17 protein-coding genes and 2 riboswitches are annotated in these 19091 nt (G+C 53.2%); of the genes, 2 read left to right on the plus strand and 15 right to left on the minus strand.

Features of this window, described 5'->3' with window-relative positions:
* Positions 1-5: 5 nt before the first annotated feature.
* Complete coding sequence (locus tag KNP82_RS12585) at positions 6-1409, minus strand: basic amino acid/polyamine antiporter (protein ID WP_131472416.1); 1404 nt, start codon at positions 1407-1409, stop codon at positions 6-8.
* Positions 1410-1633: 224 nt separating this feature from the next.
* Here KNP82_RS12585 and KNP82_RS12590 point away from each other — a divergent pair, with 224 nt between their 5' ends.
* On the plus strand, positions 1634-3262 hold the full coding sequence (locus KNP82_RS12590; protein ID WP_131472414.1) for a peptide ABC transporter substrate-binding protein: 1629 nt from the start codon (positions 1634-1636) through the stop codon (positions 3260-3262).
* Between the two features lie 113 nt (positions 3263-3375).
* Here KNP82_RS12590 and KNP82_RS12595 read toward each other — a convergent pair whose 3' ends face one another.
* From KNP82_RS12595 to ade, 3 genes are all read right to left on the minus strand, one after another.
* On the minus strand, positions 3376-4968 hold the full coding sequence (locus KNP82_RS12595; protein ID WP_131472933.1) for a Na+/H+ antiporter NhaC family protein: 1593 nt from the start codon (positions 4966-4968) through the stop codon (positions 3376-3378).
* 113 nt (positions 4969-5081) lie between these two features.
* A riboswitch (Lysine riboswitch) is annotated at positions 5082-5256 on the minus strand.
* A gap of 57 nt (positions 5257-5313) precedes the next feature.
* The gene (locus KNP82_RS12600) at positions 5314-5598 is read right to left on the minus strand and encodes a hypothetical protein (RefSeq protein WP_138859995.1); all 285 of its coding nucleotides are present in this window, start codon (positions 5596-5598) and stop codon (positions 5314-5316) included.
* 117 nt (positions 5599-5715) lie between these two features.
* A complete protein-coding gene (ade, locus tag KNP82_RS12605) occupies positions 5716-7425 on the minus strand; it encodes an adenine deaminase (protein WP_214756701.1) in 1710 nt (569 codons plus the stop codon).
* 120 nt (positions 7426-7545) lie between these two features.
* Between ade and KNP82_RS12610 the strand changes: the two genes are divergently transcribed.
* Positions 7546-8073, plus strand: coding sequence for a gamma carbonic anhydrase family protein (locus KNP82_RS12610; RefSeq protein WP_029596089.1), 528 nt, complete (start codon positions 7546-7548; stop codon positions 8071-8073).
* Positions 8074-8515: 442 nt separating this feature from the next.
* On the opposite strand, the gene KNP82_RS12615 is transcribed toward KNP82_RS12610, so the two are convergent.
* The 11 genes from KNP82_RS12615 to KNP82_RS12665 form a co-directional block, all read right to left on the minus strand.
* Positions 8516-9064 (minus strand): nitroreductase family protein, encoded by a 549-nt coding sequence (locus KNP82_RS12615; protein WP_021065234.1) that lies wholly within the window; start codon positions 9062-9064, stop codon positions 8516-8518.
* Positions 9065-9181: 117 nt separating this feature from the next.
* A complete protein-coding gene (lysA, locus tag KNP82_RS12620; RefSeq protein ID WP_058765694.1) occupies positions 9182-10474 on the minus strand; it encodes a diaminopimelate decarboxylase in 1293 nt (430 codons plus the stop codon).
* Positions 10444-11532: an alanine racemase gene (alr, locus tag KNP82_RS12625; RefSeq protein WP_021065232.1), complete on the minus strand. Its 1089-nt coding sequence runs from the start codon at positions 11530-11532 to the stop codon at positions 10444-10446. Before alr ends, lysA begins: the two co-directional genes overlap by 31 nt.
* A 13-nt stretch (positions 11533-11545) precedes the next feature.
* Complete coding sequence (locus tag KNP82_RS12630; protein WP_021065231.1) at positions 11546-12472, minus strand: branched-chain amino acid transaminase; 927 nt, start codon at positions 12470-12472, stop codon at positions 11546-11548.
* 46 nt (positions 12473-12518) lie between these two features.
* Positions 12519-13226, minus strand: a complete 708-nt coding sequence (dapD, locus tag KNP82_RS12635; protein ID WP_021065230.1) for a 2,3,4,5-tetrahydropyridine-2,6-dicarboxylate N-acetyltransferase — start codon at positions 13224-13226, stop codon at positions 12519-12521.
* Positions 13204-13953: a 4-hydroxy-tetrahydrodipicolinate reductase gene (dapB, locus tag KNP82_RS12640; protein ID WP_131472929.1), complete on the minus strand. Its 750-nt coding sequence runs from the start codon at positions 13951-13953 to the stop codon at positions 13204-13206. The genes dapD and dapB overlap by 23 nt, the downstream gene beginning before the upstream one ends.
* On the minus strand, positions 13950-14831 hold the full coding sequence (dapA, locus tag KNP82_RS12645; protein WP_021065228.1) for a 4-hydroxy-tetrahydrodipicolinate synthase: 882 nt from the start codon (positions 14829-14831) through the stop codon (positions 13950-13952). The genes dapB and dapA overlap by 4 nt, the downstream gene beginning before the upstream one ends.
* Positions 14832-14843: 12 nt before the next feature.
* Positions 14844-15839, minus strand: a complete 996-nt coding sequence (locus KNP82_RS12650) for an aspartate-semialdehyde dehydrogenase (RefSeq protein WP_214828207.1) — start codon at positions 15837-15839, stop codon at positions 14844-14846.
* Between the two features lie 12 nt (positions 15840-15851).
* Positions 15852-17051: an aspartate kinase gene (locus tag KNP82_RS12655; RefSeq protein WP_021065226.1), complete on the minus strand. Its 1200-nt coding sequence runs from the start codon at positions 17049-17051 to the stop codon at positions 15852-15854.
* 114 nt (positions 17052-17165) lie between these two features.
* Positions 17166-17346: riboswitch (Lysine riboswitch) on the minus strand.
* A 77-nt stretch (positions 17347-17423) separates the two neighbouring features.
* A complete protein-coding gene (locus KNP82_RS12660) occupies positions 17424-17852 on the minus strand; it encodes a GNAT family N-acetyltransferase (RefSeq protein WP_214756704.1) in 429 nt (142 codons plus the stop codon).
* Positions 17846-19006 (minus strand): alanyl-tRNA editing protein, encoded by a 1161-nt coding sequence (locus tag KNP82_RS12665; RefSeq protein WP_021065224.1) that lies wholly within the window; start codon positions 19004-19006, stop codon positions 17846-17848. Before KNP82_RS12665 ends, KNP82_RS12660 begins: the two co-directional genes overlap by 7 nt.
* Between the last annotated feature and the right edge of the window lie 85 nt (positions 19007-19091).

Genomic DNA, 19091 nt, shown 5'->3' on the forward strand with positions numbered 1-19091 from the left:
TTTTATTATAGGCTAATTGTCGCCGTCCATAGTCCATATACACCGTACGTGGCTGCCAAGAGGATGACGACCGCAATCATGTATTGCAACCGGCTGAGGTACGGCCGGCCTTGTTCGCGTTCGGCCAACATGAAGACGAACACGCCCGGCGCGTACAAAATCATGGCGATGAGCATATACTCGACACCTGACGCATAAAGGAGCCAGGCCGCATAAACGGTCGCAATCCCGGACATGACGAGCATCGAGCGTGTTCCGGTCCGCCGTGCCTCTTTCCAACCGAACAAGGCCGAGAACAAATACGGCACGAGCGCAGCGATGCCGGCGATGCTCGAGAGCACCAAGTACGTCTGTTCCGAGAAGAGAGCGATGATGGTGACGAGTTGCGTGAACGCTTGTGTGATGAACAAGGCGCTCACCGGCGTCTCATTTCGATTGAGCCGATTGAACAGTTTCGGGAACACGCCGTCACGACTGGCGACGTACGAAATCTCCGTCGCGAGAATCGTCCACCCGAGCAGGGCACCCGAGAGCGAGACGAGGAGTCCGATATTGATGATGGTCGCACCGACCGGTCCGACGACGGCCTCGAGCACGTACGCCATCGACGGTTCCGAAAGTGCCGCGAGTTGTTCCTGGGTCATCACCCCGAACGATAAAATCGAGATCATCATATAAATGACAAGCGTTCCAACGAGTCCGATCACCGTCGCCCGACCGACGTCTCGTTTATGACGAGCCCGTGATGATAGGACGACCGCCCCTTCAATCCCGACGAACGCCCAAAGCGTCACGAGCATCGTCGACTTCACTTGCGGGAACACTTGTGACCAGCTGAATCCAGATTGACCCCAGAAGTCGATTTGGAACGTATCGATTCGAAACGCAAACAAGATGAGGACAATAAACAAAAAGATGGGTACAAGTTTTGCGATCGTCGTGACGATATTGAGTAGCGCCGCTTCTCTCATCCCGCGCGAGATAATCCAAAACAGCCCCCAAATGACGACCGCACTCATAAGTAAGCGGAACGTCCGGTGCTCGGCCGAAAAGATCGGGAAGAAGTAGCTGAGCGTGCTGAAGATTAACGTGATGTTCGCGACCGTCCCGATCCACGCCGACATCCAGTAGCCCCACCCGCTATTGAATCCGACAAACTTGCCGAATCCTTCTTTCGCATAGGCGTAAATCCCACCTTCAAGTTCAGGACGTGTATTGGCTAAAAATTGAAACACGAACGCGAGCATGACCATCCCGATACCGGTGATCGTCCATCCGATTAACACCGAACCGACTCCAGCACCTTGTGCCATCGCTCCCGGTAAATTAAATGCGCCTCCGCCAATCATCGTTCCAACGACCATGGCAGCAAGCCCAAAAAAGCCGATTCCGGCTGACTGTGACTTCATTTAAAACCCTCCACAAAAAGTTGACGTCTGACGAATAACTATACATCGATAATGTATAATCATTCGATGATTTCCTTATTCTACTGAAACTAATGGTGTTTAGATAGGTATTTTGCTAATGTTTATATTTTCGAATAATTTAAAAAATTTTATTGCGCATTCATCTTGTTTGTAGTTTAATTGCAATATATTCGAAACAATCAGAATTTTCGGGAGGTAACACAATGCGCAACAAAAAATGGTTAGCTTTATCGGGTGTCGCTTTGCTTGCGACAGCAGCATGTGGCGGCGGAGAAGAAACAACAGATTCGTCTGAAGGATCTTCATCAAGTGATGCGAAAAAGGAAATCACGCTCGTCTCGGCGACAGATTTACCACAGCTCGATCCGACGCTCACAACGGACTCGACGTCAATCATCGTGACGAACAACGTCTTCGAGGGACTGTATCGTCTGGATGAAAATAACCAACCGGTACCGGGAATTGCTGAAGACGTAGAAATTTCAGAAGATGGACTTACATACACCTTCAAATTGCGTGACGCGAACTGGTCAGACGGTTCACCGGTCACAGCTGAAGATTTCGTCTACTCATGGAAACGTGCCCTCAATCCTGAGACAGGTGCCGAGTACGCGTATATCCTTCAAGATTTGAAAAACGCCAATAAGATTCTCGCAGGCGAAGAAGAACTCGATACGCTTGGCGCGAAAGCGCTCGATGAGAAGACACTCGAAGTACAATTGGAGGCACCTGCCCCTTACTTCCTCGGGTTGACAGGATTCCCGACGTACATGCCGCAAAAGCAAGAGTTCGTCGAAGAACAAGGCGAGTCGTTTGCGACAGCTGTCGATAAGACACTTTACAACGGACCATACGTGTTAGATAGCTGGCAAGACAATGAAGGTTGGGTCTATAAAAAGAACCCTGAGTATTGGGACGCTGAAAACGTCAAGATGGATACGATCAACGTCAAGGTCGTTAAAGAAGTCGCGACGGGCGTCAACTTGTTCGAATCGGGCGAAGTCGATTACACGCTCTTGTCATCTGAATTCGTTCCACAATTCCAAGACTCGGATGAGTTCAAGACACGTGCCGACGCACGAATCAACTTCCTTCGTTTCAACCAGAAGAACGAATCACTTCAAAACGTCAACATTCGTGAGGCACTCGCAAAAGGCTTCGATAAGCAAGGCGTCACAGACGTCATCTTGACGGACGGTTCACAGCCGGCCAACTATATCGTCGCGAAAGACTTCACGTTCACAGAAGATGGAGCTGACTTCCGCGAGAAGTATCCAGACCTTCAAAGCTATAACGTCGACGAGGCGAAAGCTGCATGGGAGAAAGGTCTTGCCGAACTCGGTGTCGAGACAATCGAACTTGAGTTCCTCTCACGTGACGAAGAAGCGTTCAAGAAAGTCAACGAGTATATCAAAGGTGAGCTCGAGAAGAACCTTCCTGGCCTCACACTTAACATTAAGCAACAGCCGTTCAAAAACTTCCTTGAACTTGAAGGTGCTGGCGACTATGACGTCTCCGCTGCCGGTTGGGGTCCTGACTATCAAGATCCGATGACGTACCTCGACATGTGGGTCACAGACGGTCCGTTCAACCGCATGGCTTACTCGAACGACGAGTACGACAAGTTGATTCAAGGCGCGAAACAAGAAGCCGATCAAATGAAACGCTGGGAATCGATGCAAGAAGCAGAACGCATCTTGCTCGAAGATGATTTCGCGATCGCACCGATTTACCAAAAAGGTGAAGCTTACCTTGAGCGTTCAAACATCGAAAACATGTACCGCCACCCGTTCGGAGCTGACGCTAGCTTCAAATGGTTGGACGTCAACTAACCCACAAACCCTGCCGCTTGCTTGCGGTAGGGTTTGTTTGTTGGGGCTATGCCGTTGTGACGCAAAAAAAGGGGACGTACCACGAAGTTGTGGTACGTCCCTTATCTAGATGATTACGCTTCGCGCTCAGCCCGCATATCGGCTGGTACGCGTCCACGTTTTGAAATGATTTGCGCGATGACGAGCAAGACAACGAATGTCGCAAGTGCCGTGAAGAATCCGACCCACATCGAGCCTGAGATACCGAGGACCAAATATCCGACCGCCGACACACTAGCCGCAATCAACGCGTATGGAAGTTGCGTCAACACGTGGTCTATATGGTGCGATCCGGCACCCGTCGAACTGAGAATCGTCGTATCCGAGATTGGTGAACAGTGGTCTCCGAACACCGCTCCGGCGAGAACAGCGGCAAGTGTCGGAAGCAAGAGTTCCGGCTCGACTGCCATAATCAAATCGGCTCCGATTGGAAGCATGAGACCGAACGTTCCCCAGCTCGTTCCTGTCGAGAACGCCATGAGACCGGCGATCATGAACAAGAGGAACGGCAAGTAAGACGGTGAAATCGAATCCGTAACGAAACTTGCCAAGTAGTCACCTGTCTTCATGTCACCGATGACGGCGATAATCGTCCAAGCAAACAACAAGATGAGCACGGCTGGCCACATGGCGCGAATTCCGCCCCATGTCGCTTGTCCATAGTCTTTCGCCGGAATCTTGCGGCCAATCAACAATAAGAGGGCAACAATCAAGCTGATGACAGCACCCGTTACGAGTGAACGTGTCACGTCTGTTGATTCGAACGCTCCGATCAACGAGAAGCTCTGACCGTCAGCGGCAAGCGCCTGTCCGCCCGTGTAGAGCATGGCCGACACCGTCGCGATAATCAAGGCAATAATCGGAACGATCAAGTCACGTACTTTTCCGCCTTCATGTTCGTTCAAGTCTTCACTCATCCCCATCGGTGCACCTTTCGATGTATCGTAGAGCTCCCCTTGGAGGGCACGGAGTTCATGTGTGCGCATCGGTCCGATAGCAAGTCCCGTGTAGGCGACGTAAGCCGTCAAGAGAAGCGCGAATACCGCGTAGAAGTTCATCGGGATGATTTGGATGAACGCTGAGAACGATGAGTAGCTATCAATCGAATACTTCGCCAGGATACCTGCGATGATGGCGATGATATAAGCTCCCCAACTCGAGAGCGGGCTGATGACGCAGACCGGTGCGGCAGTCGAGTCAATCATGTAGGCGAGTTTTGCACGTGATACTTTTTTACGGTCTGTGAGCGGTCGGCTGATGTTCCCGACGGCTAAACTGTTAAAGTAATCGTCGATGAAAATTAAAATCCCAAGTCCGAACGAGACGAGACGAGCACCGCGGGCTGTCTTGACGTTTGAAGCGGCCCACTCTCCGAACGCGCGGGCGCCGCCCGACGTTTGGATGATCGATGACAAAATCCCAAGCAAGAGCAAGAACGCAATCAAGAGCACGTTCCATTCATTAATGGCTCCGTCGACCCAGAATAAGGCGATGACGTTCGACCACAAATATTGAATCGATTCGAGCGGGTTAAAATTGTGAAGCAATAAGACCCCTGCAATAATCCCGACACCGAGTGACGGAATGACTTTCCGTGTTGTGATGGCCATAATAATGGCGAGTAAAGCCGGTACGAGTGATAGTACCGAAGTTGAATAATCTACCATGCTGATTTCCTCCTCTTCTATTTGAGATGAGGCCCCCCTATGCTTAAAAAAACGCAAAGCGAGGGCATCGGCAACAAAGCCGACACCCTCGCTGGATGTTCCGTCTTTCTTAGCCGACTTGGAGCGCTCCATACGTAAATATGTATGGCAGTCTGACGGGTATTTCCCGTCAGCCCAGCACAAAGTCAGAGACATGACTTTACACTTCGGCGATCTTGCCTTTCTGTAGTCTTCACCGTTGTCATCCTCGGACTACTTACTCATCAGCATCGCACCTCTACCTCATCGATAGCACGAATATTCATTTAAAGTTACGTCTAAATTATCATAGGTCATAGTGACTAATCAATAGTTTTTTTCATCTCGGATGATTTGTTTTAACACAGCGAGTGCGGCTTGATCGTCAGACTCGACCGCTTTAAAGAAATCACTAAAGAAATGATACAAGACGAATCGTTCGGCGTGTGACGATGTATGGTCTTTAATCGTCAGTAAGACGAGTTGACGCAACCGCCGTTTCGTCCGCGTCTCGTCAGGCAATTCTTCACATCGATCCTGGAAGGCACGATACACAGAATTGATCAAATCCTCATGTTCATCATACGACCTGTTGTAAGCAACTTGTTCCATCTGTTATATCCCCCCTTTCCATTTGTACCGATGAAACTTGTCGTAACTATACCAACTTAAGCCGAGCCGTTCAATCGTTTCGGGTCGTTCTTAACAAAAATCATACGTTAGACTGACTTACGACTCGATGAATGAGAACGTCGTCACGTCGAATAGTCCCATATCGGTCAATTTCAAATCCGGGATGACCGGAAGCGCCAGGAACGACATCGTCAAATACGGGTTGAAGTGACGATGGGCCCCGACGACGTCGAGCGCATCGTTCAACTGTTCGAGCACGTCCGCCACTTCCGCATAAGGACGTTTCGTCATGAGTCCACCAATTTCAAGCGGTAAGACGGCCAGCACCTTGCCTTCTGACACCGCGACGACCCCACCGCCCACTTTTTCAAGCGTCTCGGCAGCGAGCAACATATCGTCCGGGCTCACCCCGGCGATGACGAGGTTATGGCTGTCGTGCGCGACCGTGGCCGCGAGCGCCCCTCGTTTCAAGCCGAAACCGGTTACCGGTGCGAGGGCCATATGACCCGTCCCGTGGTGGCGTTCGATGACGGCGAGCGTGGCGATATCTTGCTTGAGGTCGGCTCCGGACGCGTCAGGTGTGAAGACAAGACGCTGTCGCTTCGTCAAGAGACTATTCGGCAATACTTGAATCACATCGACCGCTTCTTCCTTCACGGCCAAACGGAACGAATCATCCGTCAAGTCCGGCAGCTTCAGCTCACCTTTCATCGGTTTCGGCACTTCAATCCCGTCAGCCTCGAACGTCGCCTCACCATCTTTAGCGACGACTTTCCCGTTCACGTAGACGGTGTCAATCGTTACCGATTCGACGTCTGACAAGATGACAAAGTTCGCGCGCTTGCCCGGGGCGATAGCACCCACGTCGGTTAGTCCATACGCCTCGGCCGCGTGCAGACTAGCAACGGCATAGGCCGTCTCTGGCTTGACGCCTTGTTTAATCGCCATGCGAATGTTGTAGTCGATCCCACCCTCAACGACGAGATCGTCCAAATGCTTATCGTCCGTACAGAATAAGAACCGGTGGGCGTTGCTCTCCGTGATGGCCCGGCTGACTTTTTCCACGTTCCGGGCAACCGACCCTTCACGAATTTGAACGTAAAAGCCGCGACGCACCCGTTCGAGCGCCTCCTCAGCCGTCGTACACTCATGATCGGTCATGATGCCGGCCGTGCGATACACATTCAACTGATCCGGGCCAAGACCTGAGGCATGACCGTCGACGACTTTTCCGGCAAGTTCTGTCTGGGCGATCTTTTGAAGCATATCCGCACTACCCGACTCGACGGACGGATAGTCCATCACTTCGCCGAGACCGTGTACGCCCGGATCTCCTAAAAACGGTGCCAAGTCCTCGGCGTATAGCTTCGCACCTGCGTGCTCGAACGGTGTCGCCGGCACACAGCTTGGGAGCATCATGCGCACATCGAGCGGCAAGCCTTTGGCATCCGCCAACATATACTCGATTCCGAGCGCCCCGTTGACGTTCGCAATCTCATGCGGATCGGCGATGACTGTCGTGACTCCGAGCGGCAGGACCGCCTTGGCGAACTCGTGAGGCGGTACCATCGATGATTCAATATGGACGTGTGAATCGATGAACGACGGTGCGAGCGTCCAGGACGGGTCGTGGTATTCCGTCTCCCCTTCGTAACCGTCTCCGATGGCCACGATGTATCCCGCATCGATAGCGACATCCGTGCGAATCGTCTCACGACTGTAGACGTCGATGACCGCCACATCTTTAAAGACGACCGCTGCTTTCTTTTTCTTCGCCGCGATGTCGATCAAATGTTGTTTCTCCATCTATGTGTCTCCTTTTTCCTACGTATTTTTACTATCTTAACAAGAATAATCTTTCAGACGCAATTTCTTTTTCAACTTATGCGACAATGAAAGCATATCTGTTTGAAAGGGGTTACACTTATGCAGTACAAATTAGGCAAATTGATGCCGCAAGTTGACGAGACGGTTTTTCTCGCACCTGGGTCCCACGTGATCGGTGATGTCACCATCGGCGCCCATTCCGGCGTCTGGTTCAACACGGTCATTCGAGGCGATGAGGGACCGATTCGCATCGGTTCTTACGTGAATATCCAAGACGGATCGATGGTCCACCAATATGAAGGTTCCCCGACAGTCATTCATGACCGCGTCTCCATCGGACATATGGCGATGATTCACGGCTGTGAGATTGAAGAAGGTTGTCTCATCGGGATGCATGCCACCGTTCTCGACGGTGCAAAAATCGGGAAGGGCTCGTTCATCGCCGCTGGTGCTCTCGTCACACCGAACATGCAAATTCCGGAAGGCGTCATGGTCATGGGCGTCCCTGCCAAAGTCGTCCGTCCGCTTAACGACGAAGATCGCTTCATCATGGAACGGACCGTCAACAAATATGCGAAACGAGCCGAGCAGTACAGACAGACGTGTGAACCACTGACATCCACATAAAGTTTGTGAAAGCGTTTACAAGATTCATAAAATGTTAACGATTTCCCCGATTTTTCTTTATGTTTCCTTTGTATACTGAGGATGTAGTCAAGCCGACGTGTCGAAAGGGGCCAATTTGTATGTATCCAAATCATGCCGAACTGATGTTAGACTTGTACGCTTCGTCCGTTAACCCAAGTTATTGCCTGCATATCGAGGATTCGTTCGATGATACGCTACAAGGTACACATCGAGAGGTTTGGGAACGACTGCAATTGGATAATAATATAGAGAAAGAAATTAAAACTGAGGGAACGTGAACACAATGATTCCAACGAATGTCATTCAAGACTGGCTTGCAGCCAAGTTAAAAAAATAAACTGAGCGCTCACATGAACGGCTCAGTCTCATTGACCTATAAAGATTGGCCCGGTCGTAGTCACCTACGCTCGGGCCTTTTCGTTCACTCAAAAATTGTCAAACTAGCGTCAATCGATTGACGTTGCTTCGTCGGTGGCACGTCTTCGTAACGACCGAGCTGGAGTAACCCGACAAACGTCTCCCCTTCAGCTCCAATCATCTCTTGAAGCCTAGCATCCTCAAAAATACCGCCCGTCCGCCAGACGAGGCCGATTTGTTGCTCACTACACAATAAATGAAAGTTTTGAATCATCGTCGCCGTCGCGAGTAGCGCATCTTTCTTCCCTTTGTCCGTCTCGAACGCTTTCGTCGTCACGTAGACACATGCGGCCGCGTTACGAATCCGCCCGGCGATCTTCTCACGTTTCGATTCCGGTCCATCTTGAAACGCCGGTTCGAGCGCCTGAAGCAAGACGTCTTTTCCATCCCCGTTGAACAAATAGAGATTCCACGGTTCGACTTTGTTATGAAACGGCGCTTGGTGAGCTGACGCCAACAACTCATAGAGTACTTTCGTCGCAATTGGTTCTTCCGTGAACATGCGAATCGTCCGCCGCGATTCAATCAACTGTTGTCCTGCTGTCTTTTCCATTGAAGTCACTTCCCCCTCTGTTCTCTCTCCCCCATCATAATTAAAAGCATTTCTCATTTGAAGAAGAACGACTTCCATTAAAAAACGCATCCCTGAATCAGGAATGCGTTTATGGCGTCACGTCGATTGTCCGACAATCTCACAGGCGACCAAGTCTTCGAGCGTCTGTCTCCGGACGACGAGACGATGTGTCCCGTCTTTCACGAAGACGACGGCCGGGCGGAGCATCTGGTTATAGTTGCTTGCCATCGAGAAGTTATACGCTCCCGTCGCTTTGACGAGCAAGAGATCACCAGCTTCGACCGGCGGGATAAGCGAACGGTTCGAGATGATGTCTCCCGACTCGCAGCACGCCCCGACGATTTTCGCCTCGAGCGTCTTCGCTTCATCCATCCGTGTCGCCGCAATGACGTCATATTCAGCGTCATAGAGAGCGGGACGAATGTTATCCGTCATCCCTCCATCGACCGAGACGTACGTGCGGACACCGCTCACTTCTTTCACCGTCCCGACTTCATAGAGCGTCGCGCCGGCGTTGGCGACGAGCCAACGGCCCGGTTCAATGCCGATTTTCGGAAGCGGCAAGCCGAAGCGTTCCACTTCCGCGACGAGCGTGTCCATCACTTGCGTCATCGTGTCGGCGAAGTCGAGCGGGTCGTCCGACTCGAGATAGGCGACACCGAAGCCGCCACCGATATTCAAGACGTCGGCCGTATACCCCGTCTCTTGACGGATCGTCTCGATGAAGTTGACCATCGTTTTGACCGTATTGATGAACAGCGTCGGTTCTTGAATCTGCGAGCCGACGTGACAGTGAATGCCTCGCAGTTGCAGTCGTTCCGCTTGTAGCGTTGCTTTGATCGCTTCGAGATACGTATCATCATGGGTCGGGAAGCCGAATTTCGTATCGACCCCGCCCGTCTGAATCGCCTCATGGGCGCCTCCGACGACTTGTGGGACGATGCGGAGCAAGACATCGACGTCTACCCCTTGCTCAGCGGCCAGACCCGACAACAGCCCAATCTCACGCATGTTGTCGATGGTGAAGTGGGTAATTCCGTTCTCGAGCGCGAACGTGATGTCCTGCACCGTCTTGTTCGAGCCGTGGACGTGAATCCGGTCAGCCGGGACACCGGCGTGGAGCGCGACGAACATCTCGCCCCGCGAGACGACGTCGATGCTCAGACCCGCTGCCATCACTTTATCGTATACGGCCGCAATCGACATCGCTTTCGATGCGTACAGCGCGTACGTGTTCGGATACTTGTCGAGGAACGCGTTCCGGACAAGGTCGAGACGACGTTCGAGTTCAGGCTCGCTCATGATATAGAGCGGTGTCCCGTACGTCGCTTGAAGTTCACGGACGGACACGCCTTCGATCATACAAACTGATTGGTTGGTGGTGTACATACATTGCCTCCTTCAAAGCGATGCGGGACACGCCATGAGCGTGCGCATAATTGTTCTGAGTTATTGGCGTGACCGGTACGGGTCACGTCATCGATTTTCGTAAGATGGCCATACAGCTCCACACGATCTCCGACTTGTACGGTGTCATCGACGCGTAAAAAACTGTGGCTCATGAAAATGTTGCTGATGAACGGATAGGCTCGTCCTTCGATATGGGCTGGTAAGAAGCGCCGGGCTCGCATGAGTCCGTCACCATAGCCGACCGAGAGTACGGCGATGCGTTCTTTCGTCTCGGCCGTGTAGCCCGTACCGTAACCGACGTGGGCACCGGCCTCGATGTCATGCACGGCGACGACTTCTGTTTCCCAGCGAAACGCCGGGATGAGCCAATCGACCGGTTCGACCGAAGAGTAGCCATAGAGAAAGATACCGACACGGACGTGCGTGCAATGCCCGAGACGCGGGTCCGCTTGAAGCGTCGCTGCACTGTTGGCTGCGTGCACGATGTCGAACGTATGCCGCTCCATGAGACGATTCGACCAGTCGGCGAACCGCTCCACGTGCACACTGTGCTCGATTTCGGCGTTATCCGCGTCAGCGAGTGGGAAATGTGTACATAACCCGACAAGATCGAGCCCCTCGTCTTGGCAAAAGGCGACGATGGCCAACGCTTCCTGGAACGTCTTCGCACCGAACCGGTTCATGCCGACGTCGAGCTTCAAATGAAGCCGGACCCCGTCGAGCTGGTCCCGTTGCGAGACGAGCCAGTCATAGGAACCGATGGCGACGTCAAGTTGGTCACGATGGACGCTTGTCCACTCGTATACCGGGTTCATGACAAGAACGCGTGCTTCCGGAGCTGATGCCCGGACCTCGCTCGCCTCGTCAAGCGTCGTCACCATGAAGTGACGCACCCCTTCTTCGTACAGTGTCGTCACAACTGGCTCCATCCCTAAGTTATAGGCGTTGTTTTTTACGACGGCGAACACCGGTCGGCCAAGCGCTTCAATCCGACGTTTGTTTTCGCGAACCGCATTCAAGTCAATTGTGACTCCCATACAAAAAACTCCTTTACTCTTTGACTCCAGCTTTGACGAACGTGACCCAATCACGGTGGCCTGCGATTTGTCCTGTCACAGCCTCACGGTAACGCGAGAGCATATTCGTCGCGACCGTTTGAACGCCGCCACCAATCGAAATATTGTCGATTTCGATGACGCTCGTCACTTCAGCCGCCGTTCCTGTTAAGAAAATCTCATCTGCCACATATAGTTCGTCACGTCCGATGTGGCGTTCGATGACCTCGAACCCTTCCTCACGGGCAAGTTCGATCACCGTTTGACGCGTGATGCCGTCGAGCACCGAGCAATCGAGTGACGGTGTGAAAATTTTGTTTCCTTTTACGAGGAAGATGTTGGCGACGCTCGCCTCGCTGACGTTTCCGTTCATGTCGAGGGCAATCGCTTCGTCATATCCATCACGGACCGCTTCTCCTTTAAGGAGTTGCGAGTTCATATAGTTCGCTGCCGCTTTCGCTTGCATCGGCATCATCGTCGAAGAGACGCGGCGATACGAGGCGACTTTCGCACGGATTCCGACCGTCTTGCTGAAATATTCGCCGAGCGGCCAGCACGAGATCGCGACGTGTACTTTTGTTTCCTGCGTCGGCATGAGTGCCTGCCAAGGTGTGCCGAGGAAAACGAATGGGCGGATGTAACAAGCTTCAAATCCGTTGCGTTCAATCAATTCGATTGTTGCTTGTTCGAGCTCATCGACCGTGTACGGCAAGTCGACGTGATAGTATGCACACGAACGAACGAGTCGCTCCAAGTGTTCACGGAGTCGGAAGATGGCCGGGCCTTCCTCTGTGTGGTATGCCCGAATCCCTTCAAAGAACCCACTACCGTAGTGAATTGCGTGCGTCATGATACTCGTGTTCGCATCACTCGGCTCGATCCAAGCCCCGTCTTGCCACATCCATTGTCCATACTGTTCCATTGTTCAACTCTCCCATTCATTTTTGATATTTTCTGTCTATTATACGTTACAGGGAGCGTAAGTCATCAACAAGTTGTGTTTTTTCTGCGGTTTTTTCATCTTTTTGCTTAATGACGCGGGCTGGTGTACCGGCAACGACGACGCCTGGCGGTACGTCTTGCGTGACGACACTACCTGCTGCGACAACGGCATTTTCACCGATGCGGACGCCTTCCAAAATGACGGCGTTCGCACCGACCATGACACCGTCTTCGATGATGACCGGATCTTTTGAAGGTGGCTCAAGAACACCCGCCACGACAGCGCCAGCGCCAAGGTGGACGTTTTTCCCGAGTGTCCCGCGGGCACCGATGACCGCGTTCATATCGACCATCGACCCGTCACCGATGACGGCACCGATATTGATGACAGCACCCATCATGACGACGACGTTGTTCCCGATTTGAACGTGGTCGCGAATGAACGAACCTGGTTCGATGCGGGCATTCAACTGCGTCGTATCGAGCATCGGTACGGCGCTGTTCCGGCGATCGTATTCGAGGTGCGTGTCCGTGATGACGGCAGCGTTCGCTTCTAGGAAAGCAGCCGCACGTTCAGCCGTTGTAAGGAACAGTTTCGACTCGTCTGTTCCAAAAGCTTTGGCATCTTCGATTGTCAGACCGGCCAATTGACCGTTAACGTACAATTTGACAGGCGTTTCTTTCTTGGCATCTTTAATGTATTGCGCGATTTCATAAGCGTTTGTGAGTAACATGAGTGGCCTCCTCGTATAGGTTCGTTAAATTGTATAGTCCGGCTGGGCGGTCAAGAATCGTTGCCGCCGCAGCGAGTGCCCCGTTCGCGAAGACGCGTTTGGACAGGGCCGTGTGTTTCAATTCAAGCATTTCGTCGTCTCCGGCAAAGAGGACGGTATGTTCTCCAAAAATCGTCCCCCCGCGTACCGAATGCATGCCGAGTTCATCGGCTGCACGCGCTTCGCGGCGCGGTGTCCGGTCATATACCGGTGTCACGTCGCGTTTCGCCTCGATGGCACGGGCGAGCAATTCCGCCGTCCCGCTCGGTGCATCGACTTTTTTGCGGTGGTGCGCCTCAATCACTTCGATGTCGTAACCGAGCGTGAGCGGGACGAGTTGGTCGAGCAACTGTTTCAGGAGCGCGATCCCATAAGACGTATTATACGACTGGAAAATCGGGATCTCCTGAGACGCCGCTTCAATTTTGACGAGCTCTGCTTCCGAGAAGCCCGTCGTCGCGATGACGAGCGGGATTTGCTTGGCTTTCCCGAACGCGAGTACGTCATCCAACAACGCCGGGTTCGAGAAGTCGATGACGACATCGACGTCGGCCTCGACATCTTGTATCGAGACGGGATGTTCCCCTCCGGCCGGTGAGACGATGGCTGCAACGGTCAAGTTTTGTGTCCGGGCGACTTCTTCGACGATCTGTCCCATCGCGCCGTATCCATGAATGAGTAAGTTCACTGTCTCACCTCATTGAACTGCTCCATTGCCGATAACAAGCGGGCCTCGGCCGTCGCGCTCATCGGGACGAGCGGGAGACGTGGTGCACCGAACTCGAAGCCGCGTGCATTCAATGCTGCTTTGACCGGAATCGGATTCACTTCCGCGAACAATTCGTCGATGACCGGGAGCAGTCGGAGCTGCCATGTGCGTGCCGTTTCCAAATCTCCGGCGAGGAGCGCTTCAGCTAATGCGACCGTTGCACCCGGATAGACGTTCGAAAGGACCGAGACAACACCTTGCGCCCCCCAAGCCATATAAGGAAGGATTTGATCATCGTTCCCGCAATAGACTGGGAACCCTTCCGGCACGTGCGCCATCATTTGAGCCATCACTGAGATATCCCCGCTCGCTTCTTTGAGCGCAGCGATGCGTGGGTGATCAGCGAGTTCCCCAACCGTTGCCGGATCAAGGGCGACGCCCGTCCGCGATGGTACGTTGTAGAGCATGAGCGGAATCGGTGACGCGTCGGCAATCGCTGTGAAGTGGGCAATCAGACCCGCTTGCGTCGACTTGTTGTAATAAGGCGTGACGACCATCGCCATCTCGGCTCCGAGTTCGGCGGCCCGTTTCGTCTTTTGAATGCTGAGCGCCGTGTTGTTCGACCCGGTTCCGGCGATGATAACGGCGCGCCCGGCAGCGACTTCAATCGCTTTGACGAGAAGCGTCTCGAACTCTTCGTCCGTGATGGTCATGCCCTCACCAGTCGTTCCCCCGATCACGAGACCGCTGACACCTTCTTTAATTTGATCTTCAATCAACGCTTCCCATGCTGTGAGATTTAGCTGACCGTCTGCTTGAAACGGTGTAGCGAGTGCGGTTGCGACTCCTGTGAACATATAATCTCCCCCTTATTTCGTAGCAGTCTGCCCAATCATGCATTGGGCGATTTGGACGGCGTTCGCTGCCGCGCCTTTTCGAACGTTATCAGCGACGCACCAGAGATGGAACGTGTTCGGCTGTGACTCGTCGACACGGATACGACCGACGTACACGTCGTCTGTCCCGTTCGCATCGAGCGGTGTCGGATAGACGAGTTCCCCTGGGTTATCCATCAAGACGACACCTGGCGCGTCCGCGAGCACGGCTTTCACTTCGGCGAGCGTCGCGTCGCGGTCGAGCGTGACTGTGATGGAGACGGCGTGGCTGTTGCGGACCGGGACACGGACACATGTTGCGGTGACACCGAGGTTCGGCGCGTTTAAAATCTTGCGTGTCTCTTCAATCATCTTCTGTTCTTCTTTCGTATAACCGTTCTCTAAGAACACATCAATGTGTGGCAAGACGTTATCGTAAATCGGATACGGATAGTTCTTCGGCTCTTCCCCACGTGCTCCGCGTTCCAAGTCTTCAATCCCTTTTTGGCCCGAGCCAGAGACGGCTTGATACGACGTATAGGCGACACGCGTCAATCCGTATACTTCCGCGAGTGGTGCGAGCGCGACGACCGATTGGATCGTCGAGCAGTTCGGGTTGGCGATGAGCGTCTTGTCCGGGCTCAGTTCGACTCGGTTCACTTCCGGTACGATGAGCGGAATGTCCGCCTGCATCCGGAATGCACTCGAGTTGTCGATGACGATGACACCTTGTTCACTCAGGCGAGGCGCATATTGTTCACTGATGCTCCCACCGGCTGAGAAGAGCGCGATATCGATTGGGTCCGCATAAATCGCGTCCGACAGTTCCCGGATGACGACGTCCTTGCCGTTCACGTTCACGGTCTTCCCGGCCGAACGAGATGATGCGTACAACATCAATTCGTTAATCGGGAATTCATACTCGGTCAATACTTCAATCATCTTTTGGCCGACGGCACCGGTCGCACCGACGACGGCTACGTTATACATGTGGCGTCCTCCTTATAACTTGAAGCGGGTCGCGATGGCCGCGACGGCTGCTTCGACGTCTTGTTCGTTAATCGTGTACGAGATGCTAATCTCGGATGTCGTGACTTGATAGAATGGGATTCCGCTCTCGCGGAACGTGGCGAACAGTTCGGCTGCGACACCGGTCGCGTCACGCATGCCGATGCCGACGACCGAGATTTTCGCATGCTCGGTATGACGGTCGATTTTGATTTGTGGGAACGTCTCAGTCAGTTCCGCGAGCGCCTCTTCGAGAAACGCTTCTTCATCGAGCGGACAGGTGAACGACAGGAATACTTCACCATCGAACGCGGTCTGACTGATCATATCGATATTGACATGACGCTGTGACAATTTCTCGAAAATGTCGGCAACTCCTGCCACCGAATGTGGAATATGTTTGATTGAGACGCTGAGCACGTTCTTCACGACGCTCACGCTCGTCACCGCTTTTTGTTCCATCGCCTGTGTCATATCCATGATCCATGTTCCTCCTTCGCTCGCAAGCGTCTTTCCTACAAAGATGTTCACATCAAATTTTTTCGCGAGCTCTACGCTACGCATCTCCATCACTTTCGACCCGAGCGCGCTCATCTCCATCATCTCGTCATACGAGACGGTATCTAATCGGCGGGCCGTCGGATGGATGCGCGGGTCAGCCGTATAGACACCGGCGACGTCTGTGTAAATCTCACAGCGTTTGCTGAGGACGGCGGCCAAGGCGACAGCGGTCGTATCCGATCCGCCTCGTCCGAGCGTCGTCACATCACCGAACTCGTTGACACCTTGGAAACCGGCGACGATGACGACGTCATATGTCCGGAGCTTCTCTTCGAGCACTTCTTTGCGAATCGCCTTGATTTTACTTTTCGTGTGAATGCCCATCGTGTCGATCCCGGCTTGTTGTCCGGTAAGCGAGATGGCAGCCACGCCTCGAGAGTTTAAAGCGATGCTGAGCAGGCTGATCGTCTGCTCCTCACCGACCGCGAGCAAGCGGTCCAGTTCACGAATCATCGGGCGTTCCGTGATTTGTTTGGCGAGTGACAACAGTGAGTCAGTCGTTTTCCCCATCGCGGAGACGACGACGACAAGTTTTTCTCCGGCCGCGGCCCGTGTCTGTAAATATTCGGAAATGGCCTGGATTTGTTCAATCGTGGCAACGGAGCTGCCTCCAAATTTCAATACGGTTGTCATCAGGTTCCCCACTTTCATGATGTCCACCAACAGAAAAAGCGGCAGACCGGTAGGAAGCACTCTCCCTACGGTCTGCCGCTTGTACGCGCAGTTGAAAAACGATTAAAGAATCGTTCCGTAGATAGCGCTCCATGGCATTTCATCCATGGCAGTGTAGGCGTTATTCACGACTACCCCAGCCTTCGTTCGTACGCATGCGAACGTCGACTTCGGCGAAATTCCCCTTTCGGCTCGATCCGGAATGCGTCCGTGTCGATCAAGCGTACTCATGTCATTCGCAACCTCTATCTGTCAGTTGTTAGTTTTAGTTATAACAAATGCATCCCGGCTTGCCAACCTTTTTTTAGAAAAAAGGAAAATTTCTAAAAACAATCACCACGTCTTCTTCATCATCCGATGCGGGATGTCCGCGTCTAAAAAATCGTCCCCGTACGCCTCATATCCGAGACGCTCATAGAAAGGGAGTGCCGTCAGTTGAGCGCCAAGTTTGAGCTCATGTAACTCGCTCGTCCGGGCGAAGGACTCGATAGCGAGCATAACCTCCTTGGCATATCCGTTGCCGCGCGCCGAAGCGAGTGTGGCGACGCGCTCGACTTTCCCGACCGCGTCACCGATTGGACGCAGACGCGCCGTCGTCACCGGCTCACCGTCCACTGTCCCGACGAAATGGATACAGTCTGGGTCAAGCTCATCATATTCGATTTCAGGGGCGATGCCTTGCTCGTGAATAAACACTGTCGCCCGCACAACCCGTGCCTGTTCAATCAGTTCTGCTTCCTTGCCGTGCTCAATCTTCAACATGATACCATCCCTTCCTGAAGCCGTTTCACGATTTCTGCCGTCGCGCGTTCCAACTCGATGACCGATTCGAATCGGGCCTGGGCTTGTTTATGACTGCCGCCACCGCGACCGATGCCGAGGTCGTCGAGCGTCCGTTTTAAGAATTTACCGATGGCGATGTCATGTGTCCCGTCATGCATGAGCCATAGCTTTTGACCCGTATGATTGGCTCCGACAGCGATTCGGCCCGTCGCGGCGATGCGTTCGACGATGGTCGTCGTCAACGTCTCCGCTTCCGTCTTACCGATATGGGTGATGACGTAATTGTCTTCCTGCAAAAAGGCAGCGACTTTCGCTTTCGCGACACGCGCCTCGAGCGCCTTCACTTCCTTGTCCCGCTCGAGACGAAGATTTCGTTCCTCGAGGACACGGGCAGCGACCGTCTCGTTCGTCGTCGATAACGTTTGGTGAATCGTCCGCAACGCCGTCCGTGACGAATGGATGGCGGACAAGGCCCGGTGACCGGCAACATACGTCAAACGAACGTTCCCACGAACTTTCTTCATCGAGGTCACATGGACGATCCCAAGTTGGCCGGTCGTCTCGACATGTGTCCCACCGCACGCGTTGTAATCGAGTCCCTCAATGTCGACGATCCGGATCATCCCGGTGCGATCGGTCGGTTTGCGTAACCGATCGACCTCGACCTCTGCGGACGCGAGTTCGTACGTGGAGACGGGACGGTTCTCAAAGATGATGCGTTGCACGTCTCGTTCCAACGACTCGATTTGAGTCCAATCGAGCGTCTCTGTCTCGATTTCAAGCGACGACTCCTCTTGTCCGATGCCGAAGCTGAGCGTCTGAATGCCGTATTCGTCTTCCAATAAAGCTGTCAACACGTGCTGAGCCGTGTGTTGAATCGAGTGGTCGTGACGGATCGCTTCATCGACTATGCCGGTCACGAACGTCCCACGTTCGAGCCCCGGTTCGACTAAATGCCAGACGACCTCCTCGACCCGTTGCACATCGAGAACGGGTTGTCCGTCGAGTGTTCCGACGTCCGGAGGTTGGCCCCCGCCTTCCGCATAAAATAATGTGGATTCAAGCGCGACCCACGTCCCGCGCGCATCGGTGCGCACGTCGGTCACCGTCGTTTCAAATTGCCATGGCTTCATCTTGATCGCCGCCTTTTCTGTAGGATATGTTCAGACAACTAGTCTAATTTGGTCTATAATAAGAAACACTTACTTTAGCAGTCAG

This window comes from Exiguobacterium sp. s26 (genome assembly GCF_018618235.1).
GTDB lineage: Bacteria > Bacillota > Bacilli > Exiguobacteriales > Exiguobacteriaceae > Exiguobacterium > Exiguobacterium chiriqhucha.

What these genes read in the sequence shown, in the direction of transcription:
- KNP82_RS12585 (WP_131472416.1), bottom strand. Translation starts at nt 1,409, where the DNA reads ATGAAGTCACAGTCAGCCGGAATCGGCTTTTTTGGGCTTGCTGCCATG.
- KNP82_RS12590 (WP_131472414.1), top strand. Translation starts at nt 1,634, where the DNA reads ATGCGCAACAAAAAATGGTTAGCTTTATCGGGTGTCGCTTTGCTTGCG.
- KNP82_RS12595 (WP_131472933.1), bottom strand. Translation starts at nt 4,968, where the DNA reads ATGGTAGATTATTCAACTTCGGTACTATCACTCGTACCGGCTTTACTC.
- KNP82_RS12600 (WP_138859995.1), bottom strand. Translation starts at nt 5,598, where the DNA reads ATGGAACAAGTTGCTTACAACAGGTCGTATGATGAACATGAGGATTTG.
- ade (WP_214756701.1), bottom strand. Translation starts at nt 7,425, where the DNA reads ATGGAGAAACAACATTTGATCGACATCGCGGCGAAGAAAAAGAAAGCA.
- KNP82_RS12610 (WP_029596089.1), top strand. Translation starts at nt 7,546, where the DNA reads ATGCAGTACAAATTAGGCAAATTGATGCCGCAAGTTGACGAGACGGTT.
- KNP82_RS12615 (WP_021065234.1), bottom strand. Translation starts at nt 9,064, where the DNA reads ATGGAAAAGACAGCAGGACAACAGTTGATTGAATCGCGGCGGACGATT.
- lysA (WP_058765694.1), bottom strand. Translation starts at nt 10,474, where the DNA reads ATGTACACCACCAACCAATCAGTTTGTATGATCGAAGGCGTGTCCGTC.
- alr (WP_021065232.1), bottom strand. Translation starts at nt 11,532, where the DNA reads ATGGGAGTCACAATTGACTTGAATGCGGTTCGCGAAAACAAACGTCGG.
- KNP82_RS12630 (WP_021065231.1), bottom strand. Translation starts at nt 12,472, where the DNA reads ATGGAACAGTATGGACAATGGATGTGGCAAGACGGGGCTTGGATCGAG.
- dapD (WP_021065230.1), bottom strand. Translation starts at nt 13,226, where the DNA reads ATGTTACTCACAAACGCTTATGAAATCGCGCAATACATTAAAGATGCC.
- dapA (WP_021065228.1), bottom strand. Translation starts at nt 14,831, where the DNA reads ATGTTCACAGGAGTCGCAACCGCACTCGCTACACCGTTTCAAGCAGAC.
- KNP82_RS12650 (WP_214828207.1), bottom strand. Translation starts at nt 15,839, where the DNA reads ATGTATAACGTAGCCGTCGTCGGTGCGACCGGTGCCGTCGGCCAAAAG.
- KNP82_RS12655 (WP_021065226.1), bottom strand. Translation starts at nt 17,051, where the DNA reads ATGACAACCGTATTGAAATTTGGAGGCAGCTCCGTTGCCACGATTGAA.
- KNP82_RS12660 (WP_214756704.1), bottom strand. Translation starts at nt 17,852, where the DNA reads ATGTTGAAGATTGAGCACGGCAAGGAAGCAGAACTGATTGAACAGGCA.
- KNP82_RS12665 (WP_021065224.1), bottom strand. Translation starts at nt 19,006, where the DNA reads ATGAAGCCATGGCAATTTGAAACGACGGTGACCGACGTGCGCACCGAT.